Origin of the sequence: Flavobacterium cupreum (assembly GCF_003996965.1) — a bacterium.
Taxonomy (GTDB): Bacteria; Bacteroidota; Bacteroidia; order Flavobacteriales; family Flavobacteriaceae; genus Flavobacterium; species Flavobacterium cupreum.
The window spans coordinates 393,383-416,592 of record NZ_QWDM01000003.1; the positions used below are offsets into that span (position 1 = coordinate 393,383).

The 23,210-nt window shown below is 35.9% G+C and carries 16 protein-coding genes and 1 pseudogene; 7 read left to right on the plus strand and 10 right to left on the minus strand.

Translation table 11 applies throughout. The annotated features are described in order from the left end of the window. Positions 1–543 precede the first annotated feature (543 nt). From D0817_RS06455 to D0817_RS06465, 3 genes are all read left to right on the plus strand, one after another. The gene (locus tag D0817_RS06455; protein WP_127337585.1) at positions 544–3,567 is read left to right on the plus strand and encodes a SusC/RagA family TonB-linked outer membrane protein; all 3,024 of its coding nucleotides are present in this window, start codon (positions 544–546) and stop codon (positions 3,565–3,567) included. 16 nt (positions 3,568–3,583) lie between these two features. After that, positions 3,584–5,002 (plus strand): RagB/SusD family nutrient uptake outer membrane protein, encoded by a 1,419-nt coding sequence (locus tag D0817_RS06460; RefSeq protein WP_164502521.1) that lies wholly within the window; start codon positions 3,584–3,586, stop codon positions 5,000–5,002. A gap of 119 nt (positions 5,003–5,121) precedes the next feature. Further along, entirely contained in the window at positions 5,122–7,671 is a 2,550-nt protein-coding gene (locus tag D0817_RS06465) for a S9 family peptidase (RefSeq protein ID WP_158286299.1), read from the plus strand. A 62-nt stretch (positions 7,672–7,733) separates the two neighbouring features. Here the strand turns inward: D0817_RS06465 and D0817_RS06470 are convergent, their stop codons facing one another. The 4 genes from D0817_RS06470 to D0817_RS06485 form a co-directional block, all read right to left on the minus strand. After that, positions 7,734–8,018, minus strand: a complete 285-nt coding sequence (locus D0817_RS06470; protein WP_127337587.1) for a DUF6520 family protein — start codon at positions 8,016–8,018, stop codon at positions 7,734–7,736. A 101-nt stretch (positions 8,019–8,119) separates the two neighbouring features. Next, positions 8,120–9,604, minus strand: a complete 1,485-nt coding sequence (locus D0817_RS06475) for a MauE/DoxX family redox-associated membrane protein (RefSeq protein WP_127337588.1) — start codon at positions 9,602–9,604, stop codon at positions 8,120–8,122. A 133-nt stretch (positions 9,605–9,737) separates the two neighbouring features. Beyond that, positions 9,738–10,328: a helix-turn-helix domain-containing protein gene (locus D0817_RS06480; protein WP_158286298.1), complete on the minus strand. Its 591-nt coding sequence runs from the start codon at positions 10,326–10,328 to the stop codon at positions 9,738–9,740. Positions 10,329–10,391: 63 nt separating this feature from the next. Then, positions 10,392–10,856, minus strand: coding sequence for a DUF7793 family protein (locus tag D0817_RS06485; protein WP_127337590.1), 465 nt, complete (start codon positions 10,854–10,856; stop codon positions 10,392–10,394). A gap of 190 nt (positions 10,857–11,046) precedes the next feature. On the opposite strand from D0817_RS06485, the gene D0817_RS06490 reads away from it, so the two are divergent. Beyond that, entirely contained in the window at positions 11,047–11,481 is a 435-nt protein-coding gene (locus tag D0817_RS06490; RefSeq protein ID WP_127337591.1) for a DUF1896 domain-containing protein, read from the plus strand. Continuing rightward, positions 11,468–16,810, plus strand: a pseudogene (locus D0817_RS06495) (helicase-like domain-containing protein). The gene D0817_RS06490 and the pseudogene D0817_RS06495 overlap by 14 nt, the downstream one beginning before the upstream one ends. A 72-nt stretch (positions 16,811–16,882) precedes the next feature. Here the strand turns inward: D0817_RS06495 and D0817_RS06500 are convergent. From D0817_RS06500 to D0817_RS06510, 4 genes are all read right to left on the minus strand, one after another. Beyond that, positions 16,883–17,512, minus strand: coding sequence for a hypothetical protein (locus D0817_RS06500; RefSeq protein ID WP_127337592.1), 630 nt, complete (start codon positions 17,510–17,512; stop codon positions 16,883–16,885). A 147-nt stretch (positions 17,513–17,659) separates the two neighbouring features. Then, positions 17,660–18,664 (minus strand): lysozyme inhibitor LprI family protein, encoded by a 1,005-nt coding sequence (locus D0817_RS06505; RefSeq protein ID WP_127337593.1) that lies wholly within the window; start codon positions 18,662–18,664, stop codon positions 17,660–17,662. Positions 18,665–18,919: 255 nt separating this feature from the next. Further along, positions 18,920–19,048: a hypothetical protein gene (locus D0817_RS26415; protein WP_262708216.1), complete on the minus strand. Its 129-nt coding sequence runs from the start codon at positions 19,046–19,048 to the stop codon at positions 18,920–18,922. Then, positions 19,041–19,568, minus strand: a complete 528-nt coding sequence (locus D0817_RS06510; RefSeq protein WP_127337594.1) for a hypothetical protein — start codon at positions 19,566–19,568, stop codon at positions 19,041–19,043. The genes D0817_RS26415 and D0817_RS06510 overlap by 8 nt, the downstream gene beginning before the upstream one ends. 135 nt (positions 19,569–19,703) lie before the next feature. Here D0817_RS06510 and D0817_RS26200 point away from each other — a divergent pair, with 135 nt between their 5' ends. Both D0817_RS26200 and D0817_RS26205 read left to right on the plus strand, forming a co-directional pair. After that, positions 19,704–20,180: a transposase gene (locus tag D0817_RS26200; protein ID WP_238160829.1), complete on the plus strand. Its 477-nt coding sequence runs from the start codon at positions 19,704–19,706 to the stop codon at positions 20,178–20,180. A 143-nt stretch (positions 20,181–20,323) separates the two neighbouring features. Further along, positions 20,324–21,199: a transposase gene (locus tag D0817_RS26205; protein WP_238160830.1), complete on the plus strand. Its 876-nt coding sequence runs from the start codon at positions 20,324–20,326 to the stop codon at positions 21,197–21,199. Positions 21,200–21,425: 226 nt separating this feature from the next. Here D0817_RS26205 and D0817_RS06520 read toward each other — a convergent pair whose 3' ends face one another. Both D0817_RS06520 and D0817_RS06525 read right to left on the minus strand, forming a co-directional pair. Further along, positions 21,426–22,184, minus strand: coding sequence for a DUF2971 domain-containing protein (locus D0817_RS06520; RefSeq protein ID WP_127337595.1), 759 nt, complete (start codon positions 22,182–22,184; stop codon positions 21,426–21,428). 43 nt (positions 22,185–22,227) lie between these two features. After that, entirely contained in the window at positions 22,228–23,193 is a 966-nt protein-coding gene (locus tag D0817_RS06525) for a hypothetical protein (RefSeq protein WP_127337596.1), read from the minus strand. Positions 23,194–23,210: the final 17 nt, after the last annotated feature.

Below are 23,210 nucleotides of genomic sequence, written 5' to 3' on the forward strand. Positions count from 1 at the left end.
AAAATATTTTCTTATATTTGTCATTACATTAAATATGAAAATGTAATTTTGCGATTCTTCAAAACAATATTGAAGCATTCGCTTTGAATCTCGTATAGGAAAACTGGCGTTTTTAAATACCACGAGAAGATAAGTAAGATGCTCACGCTTATGGCGTGGGCTCACTTATTTGTGGTAAAGGTACCGCCAGTACCTCCTATACAATATAAGCTGAGTTCCGCGCCTTTTTTTAGGTCTTAATTTTTCTCTGCTTTATTCTTAGCAATCTTCTTTATTTCATTAGTGTTGCATAAATTTTTTTGTCTAACAATTAATCATTTGCCTGCCTATGAAATAACCTTTGTGATATTTACTGCCTGTACTGTTTAAATTTATTTGAATTAGTAAAACAGTATGGGCTTTTTAAATCTCATGCTACTTTCTCATTTTCAACAAGGTTTCCTGTTGAAACTAAACAAAAAAAGGCCCTCTATCCACTGTTGACGCACGAATAGAGAGCCGGAGAATAAATAAAACATTGTTTCACTTAACTAATCCAAAATTATGAAAATTTTTTCATTTTACAAGGGTCGGATACTTCCTTGGTACACGTTTGTTTCAGTAATTTACCTGTGCTGCTATACCACAAGAGCCAATCCAACACTACTAAAATTGCCTAACCAGCAGCAACAAATTACAGGAACCATTACAGATGGTGTGATACCTTTGGCAGGAGTTACCATAAAAGTAAAGGGAACTACAACAAGTGTAGTTTCTGATTTCGATGGTAAATACGCTATCACCGCAAATACTACTGATATTCTTATCTTTTCCTATCTCGGATATAAAACCCTTGACATTTCCATTGGTAACCGCAAGATTATCGATGTAAAAATGCTTGATAACACTACTTCATTACAGGAAGTGACTGTAAATGCGGGCTATTATTCTGTTAAAAATAGTGAACGGACTGGAAGCATAGCCAAAATCACTTCCAAGGATATAGAAAAACAACCAGTAACAAATATACTTGCTACCATGCAGGGTCGTATGGCCGGGGTTGAGATAATTCAGGATGGAGGTACTGCAGGAGGGGCTTTCCAAATAAAAATAAGAGGACAAAACAGCCTGCGTACAGATGGAAACAGTCCACTTTATATTATTGATGGTGTTCCTTATTCCTCGGAGACAATAGGCTCCACTGAGACCTCTACAATAACTGCCAGCCAGACAAGCCCTCTTAACAGTATTAATCCAGCTGATATTGAAAGTATTGAAGTGCTTAAAGATGCTGATGCCACGGCAATATATGGCTCCCGAGGTGCAAATGGCGTAGTACTTATTACCACTAAGAAAGGAAAAGCCGGGAAAACAACAGTCACGATTACAGCTTCGTCAGGTATCGGTAAAGTAACAAAAATGCTTGACCTGATGAACACCACACAATATCTGGAAATGCGGCGACAAGCTTTTGTGAACGATGGAATTACAGTTTATCCAAATTCCGCATATGACATCAACGGAGCATGGGATCAAAATCGATATACTGACTGGCAGAAAGAACTTATTGGCGGTACAGCACAAATTAACAACACCCAATTAGGAATCGCAGGAGGTTCCAGTTCAACCCAATATCTTTTAAGCGGAAACTACCGAACAGAAACCACAGTGTTTCCGGGAAATTTTGGATATAACAAAGGGGCTGTTCATTTCAGTATGAACCATGTATCTGATGATAAAAAATTTAAATTAACATTTTCTGGAGGTTACACCTCTCAAAAAAATAACCAGCCCTCCACTGACCTAACTGGTATATCACGATCATTAGCGCCCAATGCCCCTGCTTTATATGATATTGATGGAAATTTAAACTGGGAAAACAATACATTCGAAAATCCTCTGGCTTCGCTGATTAGTAAAGGAGTAATAAAAACCAATGATCTTTTGGCCAATGCAGTGCTCAGTTATGAGATTATTCCCGGTTTGGAATTCAAGACAAATTTGGGTTTTACCGATCTTAAGAATAATGAAGTGCGTACGATGCCTTCCACAATGTACAATCCTGCTTATGGGATAGGTAGTAGTGAATCAATATTACTCACTAATACAACGCTAAGACAATCCTGGATAATTGAACCGCAACTGCGTTGGAACCGAACATTTACCAATGGAAAAATGGATATTCTGATTGGCGCTACTGCACAACAGCAAAAGAACAACCGTCTGTATCAAATGGGATATGGATTTGCAAGCAACAGCCTGATAAATGACCTTTCTTCGGCAAATTCTGTTTTTACATTTACCAGTGATGAGACTGTCTATCGGTATCAGGCTTTTTTCGGAAGGATCAATTACAATTGGCAAAAACGGTTTATTGTGAATTTAACCGGACGACGCGATGGATCAAGTCGTTTTGGTCCGGGTAAACAGTTTGCTGTTTTTGGGGCTGTTGGAGCAGCATGGTTATTTTCTAACGAAAAATTCTTAAAAGAGAATAATAGCATCCTGAGTTTTGGAAAACTGCGTACAAGCTACGGAACAACAGGAAATGATCAAATCGGTGACTATCAATTTTTAAATACCTACACATCCGCAGGAACGCCTTATCAGGGAACCATCGGATTAAATCCAGTAAGACTGTTTAATCCTGATTTTGGCTGGGAAATCAATAAAAAGTTTGAAGCAGCTCTTGAAACCGGTTTTTTTCAAGACCGTGTTTTTCTAACTACGGCATGGTACCTCAATAGATCCTCAAATCAGCTTGTTGGTATACCATTGCCGGGAACCACGGGCTTTTCATCCGTAAATGCAAATTTGGATGCTACTGTAGAAAATACAGGAATAGAATTGACGCTAAGAACGTTGAATATTGACCATAAAAATTTTGATTGGACATCAAATTTTAACATCTCAGCATCAAAAAATAAATTGATATCATTTCCCGGATTGGAGGCTTCCACCTATGCTAATAATTATGTTATTGGAAGTTCCTTAAACATTACAAAAGTATTTCACTATACCGGACTCAACACACAGACAGGTATTTATGAATTTGAAGACGTAAATGGAGATGGTCTTATTACAGCAGACAAGGACAGAAAGACAGTCGCTGATTTAACCCCACAGTATTTTGGCGGGATACAAAATCAATTTCGGTTTAAGAATTTACAGTTAGACTTTCTTTTTCAATTTGTCAAACAGAAAAACTACGATTATATCGCTAATGTACCAGCGGGGGCTTTTTACAATCAAACGGCAGCTATGACAAATTCATGGCAGCAGTCAGGTGATAACACTCCTTATCAACAGAGCACAACAGGCACAAATGGAGAGGCAGTAACATCATTTTACAATTACAGGTCAAGTGATGCTGCTATTGTTGACGGATCTTATATACGCTTGAAAAACATTTCCCTCAGCTATGATTTACCATTAAAGATGGATAAAAACTTAAAATGCAGACTTTTTTTTCAAGGACAAAACCTTATGACATTTACTTCTTATAAAGGCGGTGATCCCGAGTTTAAATACGCTGGGTATTTACCACCATTAAAAATGTATACCGTTGGTGTCCAATTGACTTTCTAACATAATACTTCTAAAAATGAAAACTATATATAAAACCTTTCGGTCTTTTTTAAATGAAAACCGGATAAGAATTAACACTTTTCCAATTTTGGTTTTGGGAGTTGTAATTACGTTGTTAATTTCGTGCGATAATTTTGTAGAAGTTGATCTTCCGGGTTCACAGCTTAATGGTGAAACAGTTTTTGAGGATGCGACTACTGCAAATGCTGCGATGGCTGGTGTGTATACGAAACTACGTGATACAGGATTATTGACCGGCCGCTCTACGGGTTTATCCTGTAGATTAGGATTGTATAGCGATGAGTTGGATTATTATCAGGCTAATGATCCCAATTACTTCTATACAAATTCGCTTTTTTCCGCCGAATCCGGAATACAGGATTTATGGAACCAAAGCTATAATGTGATTTATAGTTCAAATGCAGTAATTGAAGGCGTTTCAGCCTCAAAATCACTGTCTCAAAATGATAAGAATCATCTTAAAGGAGAGGCACTTTTTGTCCGAACGCTTATTCATTTTTATCTGCTCAATCTGTACGGTGAGATTCCTTATGTAAAAACAACAGATTATGTCCAAAACAGTAAGGTACATAAAATGCCAGTCTCTGAAGTGTATAATCAAATAGTAAATGATTTATCGGAAGCGGTTTTATTATTGCCTGAAGATTATATATCCTCAGAACGGGTTCGACCCAACAAAGCAGCAACTCATGCCTTGTTAGCCCGCGTGTATCTGTTTATGGGATTATGGGCAGAAGCTGCCAATAGCGCTTCAGCTGTTTTAAATAATCCCCTTTACACTTGGGAACCTGATTTAGACAAAATATTCCTTAAAGGATCCACAACAACTATTTGGCAGTTTATACCTGATAGTAATACGGCGAATTCTGCTGAAGGCAATCTGTTTATTTTTAATTCAGGCCCGCCTGCGAGCGTGGCATTAAATAATAATCTGATGAGCTCATTTGAGAGCAATGATCAGAGAAAAACGCATTGGACCAGAGCAATTACTGACGGAAATTTAACATGGTATCATGCCTATAAGTACAAGCTAGATTCAGGTGCAGGAATTTCCAGCGAATATTCGGTTGTTTTTCGTCTTGCAGAGCAGTATCTCATTCGTGCAGAGGCACGAGCTAGACAAGGTGACCTTATTGGGGCAAAAGAAGACCTGAATAAAATACGCAATACCGCAGGACTAAACGATACAAACGCTCTTACTTCAGCAGAAATTACAACAGCAGTACTTAATGAGCGCCGTTTCGAATTCTTTACCGAATTTGGGCACCGCTTTTTTGATTTAAAAAGGACAGGCATTCTGGACACCACATTAGCTTCAAAACCCGGATGGTCACATGACGATGCCCTTTGGCCACTGCCTGCACAAGAGCTGCAGGCAAATCCAAATTTGAACCCGCAAAATTCCGGTTATTAATTCAATCTGAAATGAAAGAAACGAACATAATAAAGCGGAAAAATGCTCATTTGAGTATTTGCGAAATAATAGTCTGCATCTTTTTTTTGATTTGCAGTACTTCAATAGCAATAGCGCAGGTGAGACAGAAAAAACACCTAAGTGAAAATGAATATTATAAATGGGGCAATTTAAGAGTTACAGCCTTATCTGGAACAGGAAGCTGGGTGAGTTATAAAGTGAGCTATGAAAATAATACAGATACCCTCTTTGTTAAAAGTACGGTTGGAAATAAAATATATTCTTTCCCAAATGGCAGCAGCGGTATATTTTTAAATGCAGATATTTTCACCTGCATGATGCCTGACCAGAAATTAAATATTGTTGATCTTAATTCCGGGAGAAAAGTAAAAGTACCTGATGTAAGCCGATTTGAGGTTGCTTACAGTGGAAAGTATATTATTACTCTAAACCAGACTTATGGTCTTAAAAGCAACATGCAAATCAGGGATAAAAATGGAGAGATACTCGATAGTATCAATGGTGTTTCAGAATACATCCTTAATAGTAAAGCAGATGCTTTAGTCTATAGTAGTGAGTTGTCTGATAATCAAACTGTGGGGCTTATAGATTTAAAAAAATATGCCAGACATACTGTCATTTCTGGAAAGCAGCATCGTTTCCACACGCTCACATGGCAAAAAAATGGAGATGCAATAGCTTTCTTCAAGGAAACAGACAGTATTACAAAAAATAATAAGTTGTATTTATGCCAGTTATCGAAGCGAAGAATAATCCAACTGATACAGCAGAATTTTAAAGAAATAGCAGAATTGAATCTTGTAAAAGATTTGGGATTAAATATCTCCGATGATGGCTCAAAGGTATTCTTTGGTATTAAAAATAAGGAACTTGCGCCTTCTGTAAAGGAAAACGAGGTAGAAATATGGAATGGCAATGCGCCCTTTGTTTATCCTTTGGAAAAAAAGATTGGAAACTTTCAAGACATTGCCAAACTCTGGGTTTGGTTTACAGAAACCAACAGTTGCCAACCAATATCCTCAAACGATCTGCCATACGTACAGTTAACTGGAAAGCAGGATTACGCGCTCCTTTCAAATCCCAAATCGTATGCTCCACATTACAAAGAGTATGGAGATGTTGATTATTATATTACGGATCTAAAAAAGAACACCCGTTCGCTTTTTTTAAAGCAGCAGACCACAGACCATAATGACCTTATTATTTCTCCTTTGACAAATCAAATTGCCTATTATCGTGATGATAACTGGTGGCTGTATAATCCTGATAAAAATAAAAGTGTTAATCTTACGAGCGGCATCGCAACAGTATGGGATTCAAGGAATGATGCTCTAATGCCTCCTATTTCACCTTATAATTGTCCCGGCTGGAGTTCAGATGGCAAGTATCTATTGCTTTACGACACCTTTGATCTGTGGATAGCAGACCTTGCACAAAATACCTGCAGAAGAATTACCCATGGCAGGGAAAAAAATATTGTTTTCAGGATAAGCCAGTTTGAATTTTCTAATCTATTTTCAGCAAAGTATGATGGAAAAAGTACTGCGGTATTTGATTTGTCAAAAGATTTAATTCTGGAAGCTACCGATAAAGATGACTGTTCTAAAGGATACTTTATTTGGAATACCAGAGAAGGAGAAAAACCATTGGCTTTTAACGAGAGTGCTATTGATCAAGTGCATAAATCAAAAAATGGCTCTTACGTCTTCATTGAGCAGAAATTTGATAAGTCATCTGTTTTGTTATTTAAACCCAATAAAAGTGCAAAAAGTACAGAAGTATTTGCCAGTAATCCACAGCAAGAGCAATACAATTGGGGCAAATCAGAACTAATCCATTATAGAAATAAAAAAGGTCAAGAATTGAAGGGGGTATTATTATATCCGAGCGATTATGATAAGGAAAAGAAATATCCAATGGTAGTAAATATTTATCAAACCAAGTCAGGCATACTGCACGAGTATACGAATCCTTCCCAATACAGTGAGGAAGGTTTCAATCCCACCAACTATACTTTGAATGGCTATTTTGTTTTGCTGCCGGATATTGTTTATGAATTGGGAGATCCTGGCCCTTCAGCCACAGACTGTGTTATAGCAGCAGTTAAAAAAGTAATTGATTTTGGATTTGTAGATCCTCAAAAGATAGGTCTCATAGGACACTCTTTCGGAGGATATGAAACAGATTTTATTATTACACAAACGGATATTTTTGCAGCAGCAATATCAGGTGCAGGAATAAGTGATACTGTTTCGTGGTATTTTAGCATGGGCAAAGATATTGAAATACCTCAAGCCTGGAGATTAGAAAATCAGCAATTTAGAATGGGTAAATCTTTTTATGAAGATGCGCAAAGCTACTTTCGCAATTCTCCTTTAATAAATGCAAAAAATATAAAAACACCATTACTGCAATGGTCAGGAAAAGAGGATACAAATGTTTGCTGGGAACAAAGTGAGGCTTTTTACATAGCACTGCGAAGACTCGAAAAAGAACATATGATGTTGGTATATCCTAATGAATCCCATGCCATTTATAAAAGAGCTAATCAAATAGACTTAACAATACGAATACAACAATGGTTTGATTGTTATTTAAAAAAGCAGCCTGCCGCCTTATGGATTACTATGGGTACAAAAACTAAATAGAATGATAAATATAATGCAGTTCCAGAATCCGGAACTGCATTACATTTCAATCCAATTGAAAATTATTGGGGTCTAAACAATTGAAGATTACAGGGAGCAGCAGCAGATGCTTTTCTATATACCTGAAAGTTACTGCTACCGTTGTTGTACATACAAGTAGCACCATTAGTGGGAGTACAATCTACCTGTACTTCCTGACAGCTGTTTGGTTGTGGATTATGAATATAACCCGAAATTAATACTGTGTCAGTTTTGCTTTCTTTTGACACATTTGTGCTTACAGCACCTGCGCTTGCCAGAGCAAATGCTGCAATTGGCAATACTAAAGCTTTTACAATAGTTCTCATAATATTAAAATTTAAATTAATGATCTACTCTTTTTTACAGGTTTTCGATCTTACCCCTGTTACCGGGCCCGGTGGCAATGAATCAATTAATTGATTTATTTTTATTTTCTAATAGCTTTTTTAATGGTGTTTCCCAATGAAAACCGCTGCAGGACCAAACCTGAAATGGTATACAGACTGGAATCATTAACTAGAAAATATTTCATCTTTGATTTTCCAATATTGTAAATATAAAAACTGGAAACATATTCATTTTTAGAGATGTCATAAACATCAATTATGGAGGCCTGATCCCAAACCTCTTTACTTTCAAATCTTCCCTTAAGGGAGGAATTCACAAAAAGTAAATTTTTAAAAACAGCCGTGTTTTTGTTTACCGTATAAGGAGGTGCTCCCAATTTGGTATCACCTGACAGCTTTATTTTTATTACTTTTAATTTAGCTTTTGTGGTGGTATCTATTGTATTACCTCTGTAGCGTACCTTCAATTTATCATCAGTAACAATATATTGGTTCCTGTAATAGTAGGTATAAACAAAACGTTTAAGTCCGTAGCTATATTCAAATGTACCGTCAGTATCAAATATGCCGTCAATTTGTTTTTCCAGAATATCGGGATTATATGTAATGCTGATATTGTTATTAAAGTATAAGACTCCCATCAAATTCTCCCCTGTATTTTTTTGCTGGCCGCGAATGGCGATACTATTGGAATCGATTACAGCTGCTTTGGTAAAAAAATGATTACCGTTGTAAATAACCCCTGCCTTCCAGTCTGTTATTTTACCTTTGTAAATTACAGGAACCATACCATCATACAGGTAAAAATAAGGGGCTTTTATTCTTACTTCTGCTGATCGAAACGGAAAATCATCTCGATCTAATTGTATGGTATACTGCTTTTTGTTTTTGAAAACAGTATCAAAAACTTGTATTTGTAAAGGGGCAGCAAAATTCCCTAAATATATTTTTCCATTATCAGAACCCGCCAGATAAAATGAGGGGTTTTGTAAACTGGTTTGGTCCATTTTTGTTATGGCATATTGGTCAAAACGTCGGATAAATGGATTTTCTTTGGCAATAATATCTTCGGATGTAAAGAATAATACAATCATGATTCCAATCGCGGCTATATCGGTAATCAACAGTACTCTTAAGGTTCTCTTCCCATGGTTCAATAATAAAATGGCCACTGTACCCAAGAGAATAAAGACACAATTAAAAACAAGGTGTTCGTGCCATCCTAACTTTTCCAGAATACCACCGCATGAACAGGGAATAAAAGAACTATAATTTAAAATAATGATAATATAAGCAGTAAACATTGTCATCAATCCAACTGCCAGATATAAGGCCGGCAGTCGGAGTCTTGGTATACTAAGTAAAATCGAGATCATGATTTCTACGAGCAGTACACCAAAAGATACATAAACTGCAAATGCACTTAAGAGCGGCGACTGCCCTAATTGTGTTTGAAAATTTTGAAAATCCAAAAATTTGCTTCCTGCTGCATAAACAAATAGCAGTATATACAGGAAACAAACTACTTCTACAAAAATATACTTATGGCGCTGGCTAAATTTCATGATAAAAGTTATTGGTGATTTGTGATGTAAAATTCTATAAAACAAATAAATAACACTTGTCAATTCAGGATAATCGTATGTCAAAAACGGACAGCAAAGCCCATGACTATAATTTTTCAAAAGAAAATCTTATTTATATGTTCTTAGCCGGCCTCTTAACGCGGTTGGGTGCATAATCAAATTTTTTCTTAAATGATTTTGAAAAATTAGCATAGGTTGAAAAACCGCTTATGTAGGCTATTTCTTTTAAAGGCAGAATACTTTGTTCTATTAAGAGATGCGCTCTTTTAAGTCGCTGTTCATTATAAAACTGGTATATAGTTGTCCTGAATAATTCCCTAAAGCTCTGCTTTAATTTGAATTCATTGATGCCGAAAATTTGCGATAATTCCTTTAAGGACGGCAATGGGGAATCCAAATGTCCTATAATGTAATCGTAAACATTCTGAATCAGGCGGGCTTCCAATGATCGAATTATAACATCTGAATTTTCGGGTAAAGATTTGATCAAAGCTTTATAATCTTCTTTGGTTTCAGTTATGTGATTGTGAGTGTGGTTTTTATTGATGTATCCATCAGGGAAGATTGCCTCTTTCATTTCTTCTGCTAACATATTGATCAGAACCGCTAATCCCTCTAAATTATCGTCATTTTCGGTACGAGGTATACGGTACGTAAAATTACCTACTGACATCTCCAGAAGCATATGGTATATGTTTCTCATTCGCTGTTGATCTATTTCCCTTTCCATATCCAGAAATTGAGAATCGATGCAGAGATTTATGAGCTATATGAATGTATTTAAAAATTCCATCGCCTTTAATTTTTCTGTAAAGACCTTGACCGGAACTTCAGCTGTATACCTTTTAAGATAAAAAGACGTTATGACTGATGAAACTCCTGGATTAACAACGATAACTACGGCTTTGGTGAGCATAAAACCATATTGGGCTAAATAATCACGGCCTGCTTTGTCAGAATCTGTTACACCTCTCATATCTAAAAATAAAGGGTAGACTTTTTTCGCCTGTAATTGTAATCTCGTTGCAACAATATTTTGCGCAGCTGAAAGATTAATAACTGTTTTAGACTTGAATTCTAAAGATATAATGCTATTGCTGATTGACAGGATAAAAAGTTCATTTTCATAAAAAATCATGCATTTAAATATTCTGTTCCAAGTTGCAAAGTAGGAAGAATTAAAAGAAGAACACTTACAAAAAAACGGCAAAGTTAAATCGTTTACAATCATTTTTATTTAATAACTGCGCATAAAAAAAATTAGCAAAGAGAAAGCTAGTGCTTCCTTTGCTACCATTTAAACCAGTCAATTAAAGCCGTTACCAGTCAAATAATGCCTTAAAAATATTCAATAGCTCCTTCGTTATATTTTTGCTTTTGTTTTAATAAAGTAAATTTACCATCCCTAATACTCATTATTTATGAAGGCAGAGAATAAAATATCCTATTACGCACTACGATTAAAGGAATTGCTCAACAGCAGTTTTCCTGAGTTATCCACAGACAAAGAATTTATTGAACGACGTGGACAATTAGCTGCTAAAGTCTACAATGATGCTTTTATAGCAGGCAATAAAATTGAGCAGTGCAATGAGATTGCTGAGTATGTACTATTTGAAGGATTGCACTTCTCCAAATTCGACACTGTTTTTAAAGTGGTCTGCAGCGAGTTCGACACGATCATGGCTGATGAGGAATTAAGACCATTTGCCTTAAAAATGCTGCCTGTCAGCATCCCTGTATTTGAACAATACCAACTTACGGATGACTTTGCGGACAGCCCTGAATTTGAACTGCTCTACACCGAACTCACCGGCACTATTCAAATCTGGATAGAAGATAATGGCCTTCAATAAACGAGAACATTTAAAGAAGAATATTGAGGCGTTGCAGCTTGTTTTCCTGCTGGAGAAAGAAAAACGCCAAGCTACTGAAAACGAGCGCCAATTACTCATGAAATATAGTGGTTTCGGTGGTCTTAAATTTGTCCTCAATCCGGCCGATAAGGCAGATGACCTTCACCGCTGGGTGAAATCTGAACAGGATTTATTTGCACTTACCCAGGAACTTCATCAGGTTTTACGTGAAAATGCGCTTGACGAAAAACAATACCATCGTTATCTCGACAGTATAAGAGCTTCCGTACTGACGGCTTTTTACACCCCGCCTGCAATCATTGATGCCATTGCAAATTCCTTTCTAGAAAACCAAATTCCTATAGAGCGCTTCCTGGAACCATCTGCAGGAAGAGGATCCTTTATCGAAGCCTTTAAGAATGAAGGTATATCACATATAGCGGCATACGAAAAGGACTTACTCACAGGAAAAATACTAAAACAACTTTATCCTGATAATAACATCAGGGTTGCCGGATTTGAAGAAATCCCGGACAGCGGTAAAGAAACCTATGATATCATTGCCAGTAACATTCCTTTTGGGGATACATCGGTTTTTGACCTTTCATTTATACGCAGTAAAAATTCTGCAAGAATGCAGGCTGCCCGAAGTATTCACAATTATTTCTTTATAAAATCAGTTGATATGCTCCGTGACGGCGGGATATTGGCATTTATTACTTCACAAGGAGTGCTTAACAGTGCCAAAAATGAACCAATACGTGAGGCTTTGATGCAAAGCTGTAATCTGGTTTCGGCTATCCGTTTACCCAATAATTTGTTCACCGATTATGCCGGTACCGAAGTGGGCAGTGATTTGATTGTACTGCAAAAAAACAAGTCTAAATCAGGGATTTCCCAAATCGAGCAGCAATTCTGCAAAGCCTATATTACTTCTGAAAATATCAACAATAACCTGCTTTTTGCAAAGGGACAGCGTATTGTACATACTTCATTGTATGAAGGAACCAATCAATATGGTAAACCCTCGTGGATTTATGAGCATAAGGACGGCGTGTAAGGAATCGCAAAAGATTTAAAAAAAATGCTGTCTGATGATCTCTCCAATTATTTTGACCTGGACTTATATAATGGACTTAGGGCAGAAACTATTTCTACGATTCATATATCTGAACCCATAATACCAATAATAGATATTGAAAAAGAGAAACTGGATAAAATCCATTTTGTAACCCCAAATGACTTTTCAGCAGCTTCCCAATTGAGCCTTTTTAGTTTTTATGAAAATACTCCTGTAATAAAAAGTACACCTCAGAAAAAGAAAAACTTTCCCCAATCTAAACGCAAAATAGTTCCACCAGTTCGACAGGGAAACTTATTCGATTTACCCATCAGGCAAAATGAAACTACGCCATCAGTTCAAAAAGTACACAATGGTGAAAATAAACAGATAATGGGGGATTTGTTCTCTGATACTGCTGAACTAAAAACTTTACCTATTGCCGAAGTAAGTATTTATCAAGACAAATTGAAGTCTTTTTATAGAAATGAATGTCTGGTGCTTCACAACGGGCATGTAGGCTATCTGAAAGATATAAATACGGAAGAACAAAAAGCATTATTTCATCCCCTTACCCTTGCACCAATTCAAAAAATAAGAGCTGAATCCTATATCAACGTTCGTGATGCTTATCAGGAATTGTATGAGAAAGAAGCTCAAATACAAACCGAACACAAACAGGAAAGAGAAATATTAAACCATTTCTATGATGCCTTTTCGAAGAGATATGGAAGCCTGAACAGTGCAGAAAACATCCAACTTATTAAGACAGACAGTGCCGGAAACGAAATTCCATATCTCGAACGTGTAGTTGGCGGTGTGGTCCACAAATCGGATATCTTTCATCATCCAGTCAGCTTTTCAATCACTGCCATGACAACCGATAATCCTGATGAGGCATTAACCGCGTCACTCAATAAATATGGAGCTGTCCGTTTGGATTATATGTCGCAGATCAGCGGGTTATCGACTGATAATCTGAAAGAGGCACTTCACGGACGTATTTTCTATAATCCTTTGGAAAAAGAATATGAAATAGCAGAACGGTGGATTGCAGGAAATGTAGTTGAAAAAGCCCAGGCAATACAAAACTATTTAGAGCTAAACCCAGACGATACCCAAACCAGAGAAAGCCTTCACGCTCTTGAACAGGCCTTTCCCAGACGTATTGAATTTGAAGAACTGGATTTTAATTTAGGCGAGCGCTGGATACCAATGGGAATCTACAACCATTTTGCTTCGCATCTGTTTAATACGGATGTACGCATTTATTACAACGAGAATACAGATGATTTCTCAATTAAATGTGATACCAAAAATATACATATTACCGAGAAATATGCTATAAAATCGCAAAGCCGGTCTTATGATGGAATTACGCTGCTTAAACATGGTCTGGTCAATACCACCCCTGATATTACCAAAAAAGTAATGCATGGTGACCAAGAGATAAAAGTACGGGATATGGAAGCTATCCAGATGGCCAATACGAAAATTGATGAAATCCGTAAAGCGTTTTCCCAGTGGCTGTATGCCCAGAATCATGAATTTAAAAAACGTCTGACCGATAAGTACAATGATACCTTTAATTGCTTTGTCCGTCCCCAATACAATGGCAGCCATCAGGACTTTCCCGGACTGGACAGAAAGGCATTGGGGATTGAAGACCTGTACTCCAGCCAGAAAGATGCAGTATGGATGATCAAACTGAGCGGCGGAGCGATATGCGATCATGAAGTCGGTGCCGGAAAAACGCTCATCATGTGTACCGCCGCTCAGGAAATTAAACGTCTGGCACTGGCACATAAACCCATGATTATTGGGCTGAAAGCCAATGTTCATGAAATAGCGGAAACCTACCGAAAAGCATATCCTCATGCTAAAATATTATATCCGGGCAAAGAGGATTTTACACCTCAAAAACGCATGCGTATTTTCGGGGAGATTAAAAACAATGACTGGGATTGTATTATCCTGACCCACGACCAATTCGGGATGATCCCACAATCGGCTGAAATGCAAAAAGAAATATTGCAGACGGAACTCGATAGTGTTGAAGAAAATTTATCGGCCCTTGAATCCCAGGGCAAAGAAGTATCACGCGCCATGCTCAAGGGCGTTATCGTACGAAAGCAAAATTTGGAAGTCAGGCTAAAGACCCTGCAGCACGATATTGAAAACCGCAAGGATGATGTGGTCGATTTTAAGATGATGGGCATTGACCATTTATTGGTGGATGAAAGCCACCGCTTCAAGAACCTGATGTTTAATACCCGCCACGATCGTGTGGCGGGACTCGGAAATATGCAGGGAAGCCAAAAGACGCTGAACCTTTTGTTTGCCATTCGAACCATTCAGGAACGAAGCGGAAAAGATTTAGGGGCTACTTTTCTTTCCGGGACCACCATTAGTAATTCGCTTACTGAATTGTATCTTTTGTTCAAATACCTTCGCCCGCAGGCATTGGAAAAACAGGGCATTAATTGTTTTGATGCCTGGGCAGCTATCTATACAAGAAAAACTACTGATTATGAGTTTTCAGTAGCCAATAATATCGTTCAGAAAGAACGATTCCGTTTTTTTATCAAGGTACCGGAACTGGCCCAGTTTTACTCAGAGATTACCGATTATCGTACTGCAAAAGATATTGGCATCGACCGGCCGGAAAAGATGGAGATACTGCACAATATACCGCCAACACCTGAGCAGGAAATATTCATCAAAAACCTGATGGAGTTTGCCAAATCAGGAAACGCAACGCTTCTTGGACGTGCTCCATTATCGCAAAGTGAAGAGAAAGCGAAAATGTTGATTGCCACGGACTATGCCCGCAAGATGTCGCTGGATATGCGGATGATTAGTAAGAAGTATGATGACCATCCCGATAACAAAGCTTCCCATTGTGCGGCAAAGCTGGCCGAATATTATTTTCGTTTTAATGCCCAAAAGGGAACCCAGTTTGTATTTTCCGATTTAGGCACCTACAAACCCACTGAGTGGAATGTATATTCGGAAATCAAACGCAAGCTGATACAAGACCAAGGCATTCCTGCCAATGAAATACGTTTTATCCAAGAGACGAAAACCGACAAGATGCGCAAAGAATTCATCAGCATGATGAACGAAGGAAAAATCAGGATACTGTTCGGATCAACCGATATGCTGGGGACGGGAGTCAATGCTCAGAAGCGAGCTGTAGCAGTACACCATCTGGACACGCCGTGGCGACCAAGTGATTTAGCCCAGCGGGACGGCAGGGCTATCCGTAAAGGCAATGAAATTGCAAAATTCTTCGCAGATAATAAAGTCGATGTGATTATTTACGCCGTCGAAAAGTCCTTGGACAGCTATAAATTTAACCTGTTGTATAATAAACAGCTGTTTATTGATCAGCTCAAAAACAACAGCCTTAGTAAGCGTACCATCGATGAAGGTGGTATTGATGAAAAATCAGGAATGAATTTCTCAGAATATGTCGCCATACTCTCCGGAAATACTGATTTGCTGGAAAAAGCCAAACTGGAAAAAAAAATTACATCACTTGAAAACGAAAAACAGGCTTTTACCCGTTCCAAATCCATGTCAAGATATAAACTCGAAGACTGCATGGCAACTGTTGAAACTTCAAAATCGATGGTAGAAAGATTTTCTGTTGATTGGCAGAACCTAGAAAAACGCATTCTTGCAGATAGTGATGGTTCAAAATTAAATCCGGTTGAGCTTACCGGCCGGCCTGCAAATGCTGATATAAAACAGATTGGAGAAAAACTTAATGTGCTTGCCATTAAAACCAGAACAGAGGGATTGTATGAGGAAATCGGTACTTTGTATGGGTTTACACTTTTAGTAAAAACGGAAATGTCGGAAAAAGAAGGAATGGATATTAGAGACAACCGATTTTTTATTCAAGGTGAAGGAAATATAAAATATACATATAATAACGGGCAGATTGCAGGCGATCATAAACTTGCTTCGCTGAATTTTTTGAATGCATTGGAAAAAATACCCGGATTGATCGAAGCCGAGCAAAAGAAAATTACGGCTATTGAGAAAGATATTCCTGTACTGCAAGAAGTAGTAAACAGTGTATGGACTAAAGAGAATGTACTTGGTGAATTGAAAAATGAATTGGCGGCAGTTGACAGGAAAATACAATTGTCTATCACTCCAGAGAATAAAGAACTCATAGCTGATGAGTCGAAAAAAACAATTCAAATTGATTATGTTCAGGTTCAGGAAAACACTCCTATACGCTTAAAGACTATCTAATTAGTAATTAAAGTGCTTAACTTGTGTTACTTGTTGAATCATATATTCTGTTGGTGTTAGCTGATGTATTTTTTATTTAATCACATAAATTAAATTCGGAGCACCTCCGTCATGTTCTCCAACAGCTAAATAAAGAGGTGTTTTAAAATTCAATTTACTAAATACTTTTTCTTTATCTGCTCTCAAAAACATTTGATATGCTTCAATGTATGAACTTGATTCGAAAAGGTTATAAATATCCATTACATCATCCCAATCGTCAAAGTCGTCTTCTTTTCCTTGTATTTCTCTAGTTAAGTCGTTAAGCAATGGAACTATACAAGCAGGAAAGCAAGAAATGTTTTCTAAATAAGTAATCCTTTTATCCATAATTTCAAACTTTGGAAACTTATCATTGATATAGTTAAAATCAATGGCATAAGATTCAAATTCTCCTCCGTAAAGGCCACTATGTTCAAAATAGATCATATTGAATTCCTTTTCTATCTCTTTATTATATTTCTCGTTTAGCCAGTATTTTTCAATGTTTAATTTTAAATCATTGAACATTATATTGATATATTGTTCAGAATCATGATTCTTCCACATATTGAAAAATTCAGATTGAACTTTGTTTTCTGTCTCTTTTAGACATTCAACCACCTTTATTTCTGATTGAATTTCTACTTCTCGTAATCTTTCTAAAATTGTTTTGTTTTCCATAGGTTTTTAAAAATATAACCGCTAAAGTTCGGATGCTTCTATCTATTGTGGGGTTTTGAAAATGAGTACTTTCTGCTAAACGTAAAAGTGATAAAAAACGCGAATTCCACTAAATCCCCAATCTCGCTAAGCTGCTGGCAGCAGGTTTTATTCGGTTAGTCTGCTTAAAATTTCTTCAAGTTCTAATGTTCTTTCCCTTATTTTATTCATAAAGTTTGTAGCCGTAATAAATATTCCCTCTCGTCCAATTTTAAATTGTAAGTCCTCAAAGGAGTACACAAAATCCTTTTCCATCTCAAATTGTTTAATCCAATTAACTTGCGTTTCTATGAGTTTCTGTTTTTGTTTTTCGGAGAGTTTTTTTAATAAAGATTGATAAATATTGTCCATCTCTTTTTCCCATAGTTCATTATGTTTTTTAATACATTCTCCCCATTCAAAATTGGTAGTCCATTCACAATTAGTAAATGATTTGTCAATCCAATGTTCTTTTTCGTCTGTACTTCCAGCGGAAAATCTACCACTTCTACTTTCAAGTTTTTCGTCTAAACTGTCTAAGATTTTTGGGCCGTTTTCAATTACCCAATTTGCATTTCTAATATCATAGTCCATTCCATGTGCAGCATAGTTAAGCGTATGAATAATATCTTTTAAAGATTTTGTTTCTGCATTGTTAATGATTTCCTTGTTGTGTAATGCATCGATGAGTTTCGAAATTGAAAATTTATTACTTTCAATACTATATTTATCTGCTAAACTTCTTAATCTTTTTTCAACTTCTATTCTAAAACCTACCAATGCTAACTCTTGATTCTTTTCAGCTATTTCAATAAAGGAATATGTTTCTGAATTTGAAATTGAATTCATTTCATTTTCAGGCTTAATCAAACCTGCTTTTTTTGCTTCATCTTCAATTTTTTTCAAATCTTGAAATTCTACTTTTAGCCCTCCAGGAAGTTCAACAGACTTAAACAAAGGTTCCAACCAAGGAATTATTGCTACAATAATCAAAGTAATAAATATTGCATCTATCTGTAAATCAGGAAATATTAAATGCGTTAGTCCAACAAGAATTGCAGAAACTGTTATAAATATTTGTGTTTTTCTTTTTAATGTCATATTTCCATTTTCTGCTGTATGCTTTACTGCCAACGTCTCGTGGCTTTTAGATCTTGAAGGGTTTTAATTAACGTAAACTTTAAAAATAACGTTTATTCCACTAAATCCCATGGCTGTTACAGGAAGTAGCTTTTTTAAGTCATCGTGTTTTTATAGTAGTAGAATCACCATTTCTTTCTATCATGTCGGTGGGCAATTTTGGTAGTTCAGGTTTTTGTGTTTCTATCTTAGGTGGCTGGCTTTTTGATTTGTCATCACTAGTTATCATAAATCTGAATTTAGAAATTATTATTTTCTTTCCAAATCTGGAGTTTCACCTTTTTCAATTCTGTCCACTGGCATTCTTGGAGCTTCAGGTTTTGGACTCTCTGTTGGTTGAGTCGTTGGTTCATTTGTCTGTTTGTCGTTGTCAATCATGAATCAAATTATTAATTGTTAAAAATATTAAATTAAAAACTACAAGAATAAATGATATGATTATATACTTTCTTGCTAATTGTAAATCTAATGCTCTTTTGTCATTTATTATGGTATGATTATCAGAAAAGGTAATTATTTTTTCAACAATTTTTGTTTCAAAATCTTCTCTCTCTTTTTCTTCAACTTGTTCGTTATAGACCTCTAGTTTTTTTTGGACATCACGATAATCACTAAGAAGACCAAAATTTTTGTATTCAAAGCCTTTTAAAAGATTATTATTTGATAAGAAAATAAAATACAAAGAAATCAAAGTAGTAAAAGTAGAAAGTATTAGGTTGAAAATTATCCAATAATCTGCTTTGTCAAGGTGTTTAAAATTATTATTTTGAATGATATACGATGTTAGTCCAACAATAATAGTAATGCCAAGTATAGGGTTGTTAATAGCATTATCAAGGTCATTACGTCTTGAAAGTTCTCGGTCTAATTTACTTTTATAAAAATTATAGTCTTCCATTAAGATTTTTGTAAGTTTTGTAATGTCTCTTATGCTATTTCCTGTAACGTCAGTCTGTGAATAAACCTCCGTTTTATTAGTAACCAAATATAGCAAAAGAATTGCATTGAAAAGAGAAAGGTTGTATCTTTAATAATGCAACATATCACAGGAATTCCCCGTAATCAAATGTGTTTTTCTTCTTTAGAAGACACTATTTCAGCAGATAATCCCATTCGTTTTATTGATGCTTTTGCAGAAGCTGTTGCCCTGGAATCTCTTGGTTTTACGGTTCAAACACTTAAAACCGAAGGCCGTCCCAGCTACAATACCAAAGTGTTTCTTAAAATCTATTTATACGGTTATTTAAATGGCCTTAGAAGCTCCCGGAAGTTAGAAAAAGAATGTGTCCGCAATATAGAATTACAATGGCTTTTGTGTGCAATAGCTCCCAATTATCATAGTATATCCGATTTTAGAAAAGACAATCCAACAGGACTTAAAAAGCTATTCAAACTCTTTGTTTCGTTCTTAAAAGATGCCGAGTTGATCGCAGGAGAAACCATTGCTATTGATGGTACAAAAGCCGGGCGCACAATAGCAAGAAAGCCAATTTCAATCAAAAGAAAATAGACCAGCATCTGGAATATATTGAAACTAAAACCCAAGAATACCTTGATGCTCTGAAGGAAAATGATACCAAAGAAAATCAGCCTAAAATTCAAAACATCCAACAAAAAATAGAACGATTAAAACAAAATAAAATTCGCTATGAATTGCTGGAAGAAAAGCTAAAAGCCAGTGGCGAGCCTCAAATAAGCACTACCGATAGCGATGCCAGAGCTTTGTTGGTACAAGGGCAAGTGGTTGAAATTTCATTTAATATTCAGGCTGCAGTAGATGCCAAACACAATCTTGTAATAGCTACGCATACTATCAACAAAAATGACCGCAGTGCCTTGTCGGCAATTGCTATTGAAGCTAAAGAGAATTTAGGCATTGAAACCTACACGGCTTTGGTGGACAAAGGCTATCATAACGGTAAACAAATAGAAATCTGCAAACAAGCCAATATCACTACCATTGTGGCACAACCCGAGCAGGGAAAAAGTAACGAAAACGGTACGACCAAGGATTATTTGGTAGCCCAGTTTCAATACGATCAAGACACCGATACTTACACTTGCCCACAGGATGAAACGCTTAAAACTACAGGAAGCTGGCACAAGAAAACCACGGAAAGAGACAGTTATGAGTTTAAAAAATACCGAACACCTAAATGCAGGGAATGTCCCGTAAAACATTTATGTACTAGTAGAGCAGGCGGCAGAGAAATCGACCGAAGCCAATATGCTGATGCAGTAGAAGAAAACAACAAACGCTATCATGCAAATGCGCAGTTGTATCGCAAGCGACAGGAAATCAACGAGCATATCTTTGGAACTATCAAACGGCAATGGGGGTACAATCATACAAATTTAACGGGATTGGAAAAAGTAAACGGAGAACATAGCTTGATTATGTTGGTCTATAACATTAAACGCAGTATCAATATTCTTGGAGTTCCCGAGCTGATTGCCAAACTCCAAAAATGGAACTCACCTTACAAGGTAAAAGTCTTGTTTTTACTAAAAGCGATGTATTTAAAGTAGAAATTAGAGTGCTTTTTTTATCAAACCAAGTTGGCAGCCTGAAAATTACGCCCCGTTAAATGACTTCTATTTGCGTTCTACGGCAAGATAATTTAAAGATTTAATTGAAAAATGAGGTTTTTTCACAGCCTGACGTTCTGGCACTAGAAGAGGTTTTGGGGTTTTGAAAATGAGTTTTTCGGCTAAAAAATCACTCAATAGACAAAACGATTATTACCAGATGTATTTATTCTCTTTCCATATCGAATGTAGTTTCAGCTATTTTCGATTTCCATAATTTTATTTTTTTGTCAGATGCAAACTTTCTTATTTTTTCTTCGTTTTCGACGTTTATATTTGCGCCCAAGACTATTTCATTTATTGCCGAATGAGGAACTTTGAATAAATAAATATCTAAAGGTTTTCCATTTATTAAATGTTCACGAGAATTCAGAGTAGAGATTATTCTAACTTCTTCTTCATATTTCCAATCTAAACTTTTCGTTATATATGGTTCAAAATTGAGCTTTTCTTGTCCTAAAATCATCGGAATTTCAACTCTTTTTTCGGAATATATAACTTCTCTAATAGTTTTGGAAGTTTCTTTATCAGGACATAAATAATTTGTAAAGAAATTGTGTTGTGAATCAAAGCCAATACAAAATCCTTTGTGAGATTCAGTATAATGAGCCCACATAAGTGAGTTTTTCCAATTTTTAGACAGTGATAAAATGCCTATATCTTGATTCACTTTTCCATACTGAGTTTCGTATAAATTGCTTAAAAAATTTGAGTCAAATTTTTCTCTCACTATTTTTCCCTTCATTTTATTTGTATTTGTAGGAATTAACGAATCTATTAAAGCATTTAATTTTTCGATACTGGGTTTTTGTGGCAAACACTCAAAAGGATCATTTAAATCACTAGCTTGAGTAAATCTTAATAATTCATTTTCAAGATAACTTATTCTGCTAGTTGGCAAATATTTATAGTAGTTTTTGCTCATTTTTTTCTAATATTGCTTATAGGAAGTGTTAATTGTAGTGCTTTTAATTTTTTCCTAATACTTCTTTATGATCATGTTTTTCCTCAACTTTTATATTTTTTGATGAACGAACGCAATCATTGTATTTTGAAATCCCATTTGATACTATTCGACCAAAAATCTGAAAAACGTTTTCCATGTCGGGGGAACATTGTTTTTCTTCAGTGTAAATGGTGAAAATTACTCCATCAGGCGGACAATCTTCACAAACATTTGTTATTGGAGAACATATAATTGTCAAGTTTCGAGTACTTAACGTTAATCTTTTACATAGATATTTATCAAACTTTTTCGACTCCATTATAGCTGTCTGTATTTGAAAATATTCTTCTTCCTCAGATTCCATGTTAAATAAAGATTCAGGAAACTGATCGTTAATTTCTAAATCATCTCTCAATATGAAGAATTTTTCAGAGGATTGTAACTCTCCAATTTTGGAATTCCTATCATGAATATTTTCTAAATAAACACCAACTGTAAATTTTGTTTCATCAATATTGAGAAAATAATTTGGTCTCTCTACTAAGTCTGTAAGTACACCTAGAAGTCCAGAACTTAAATCTTGATGACAAAGGTCATTTTCTGAACCTCCTAAAATGGGACATGTATTTGAATTTAGCGATTGAATGGAATTATCAATGTATTCGTAAATTTTAATTTTTCGACTATAAAGGTTGCGTAAGTTTTGTAGTTCTTCTGAGGCTTTTAAGTGTTCTAATATTGAAACAGGAAAATTTCTTTCTTTTTTTAATCGTCGATACTCAATATACATACAAATAATAACCCCTATAACTGCATATATAAGATGATTAAATCTGTAAATTGCCGGTTCGGAATTAATCTCTTTTAGAAATAATCCAAAATAGGCTCCTGAGATTATTAATAGAATTGATTTAGAAATTGAAATAACAATGGAATCTGCTTTTTCAAATTGAAAGTAAGTTTCTAATTTATTGTAAAGTTCATTCATAAGTATTTGTGTTTTAG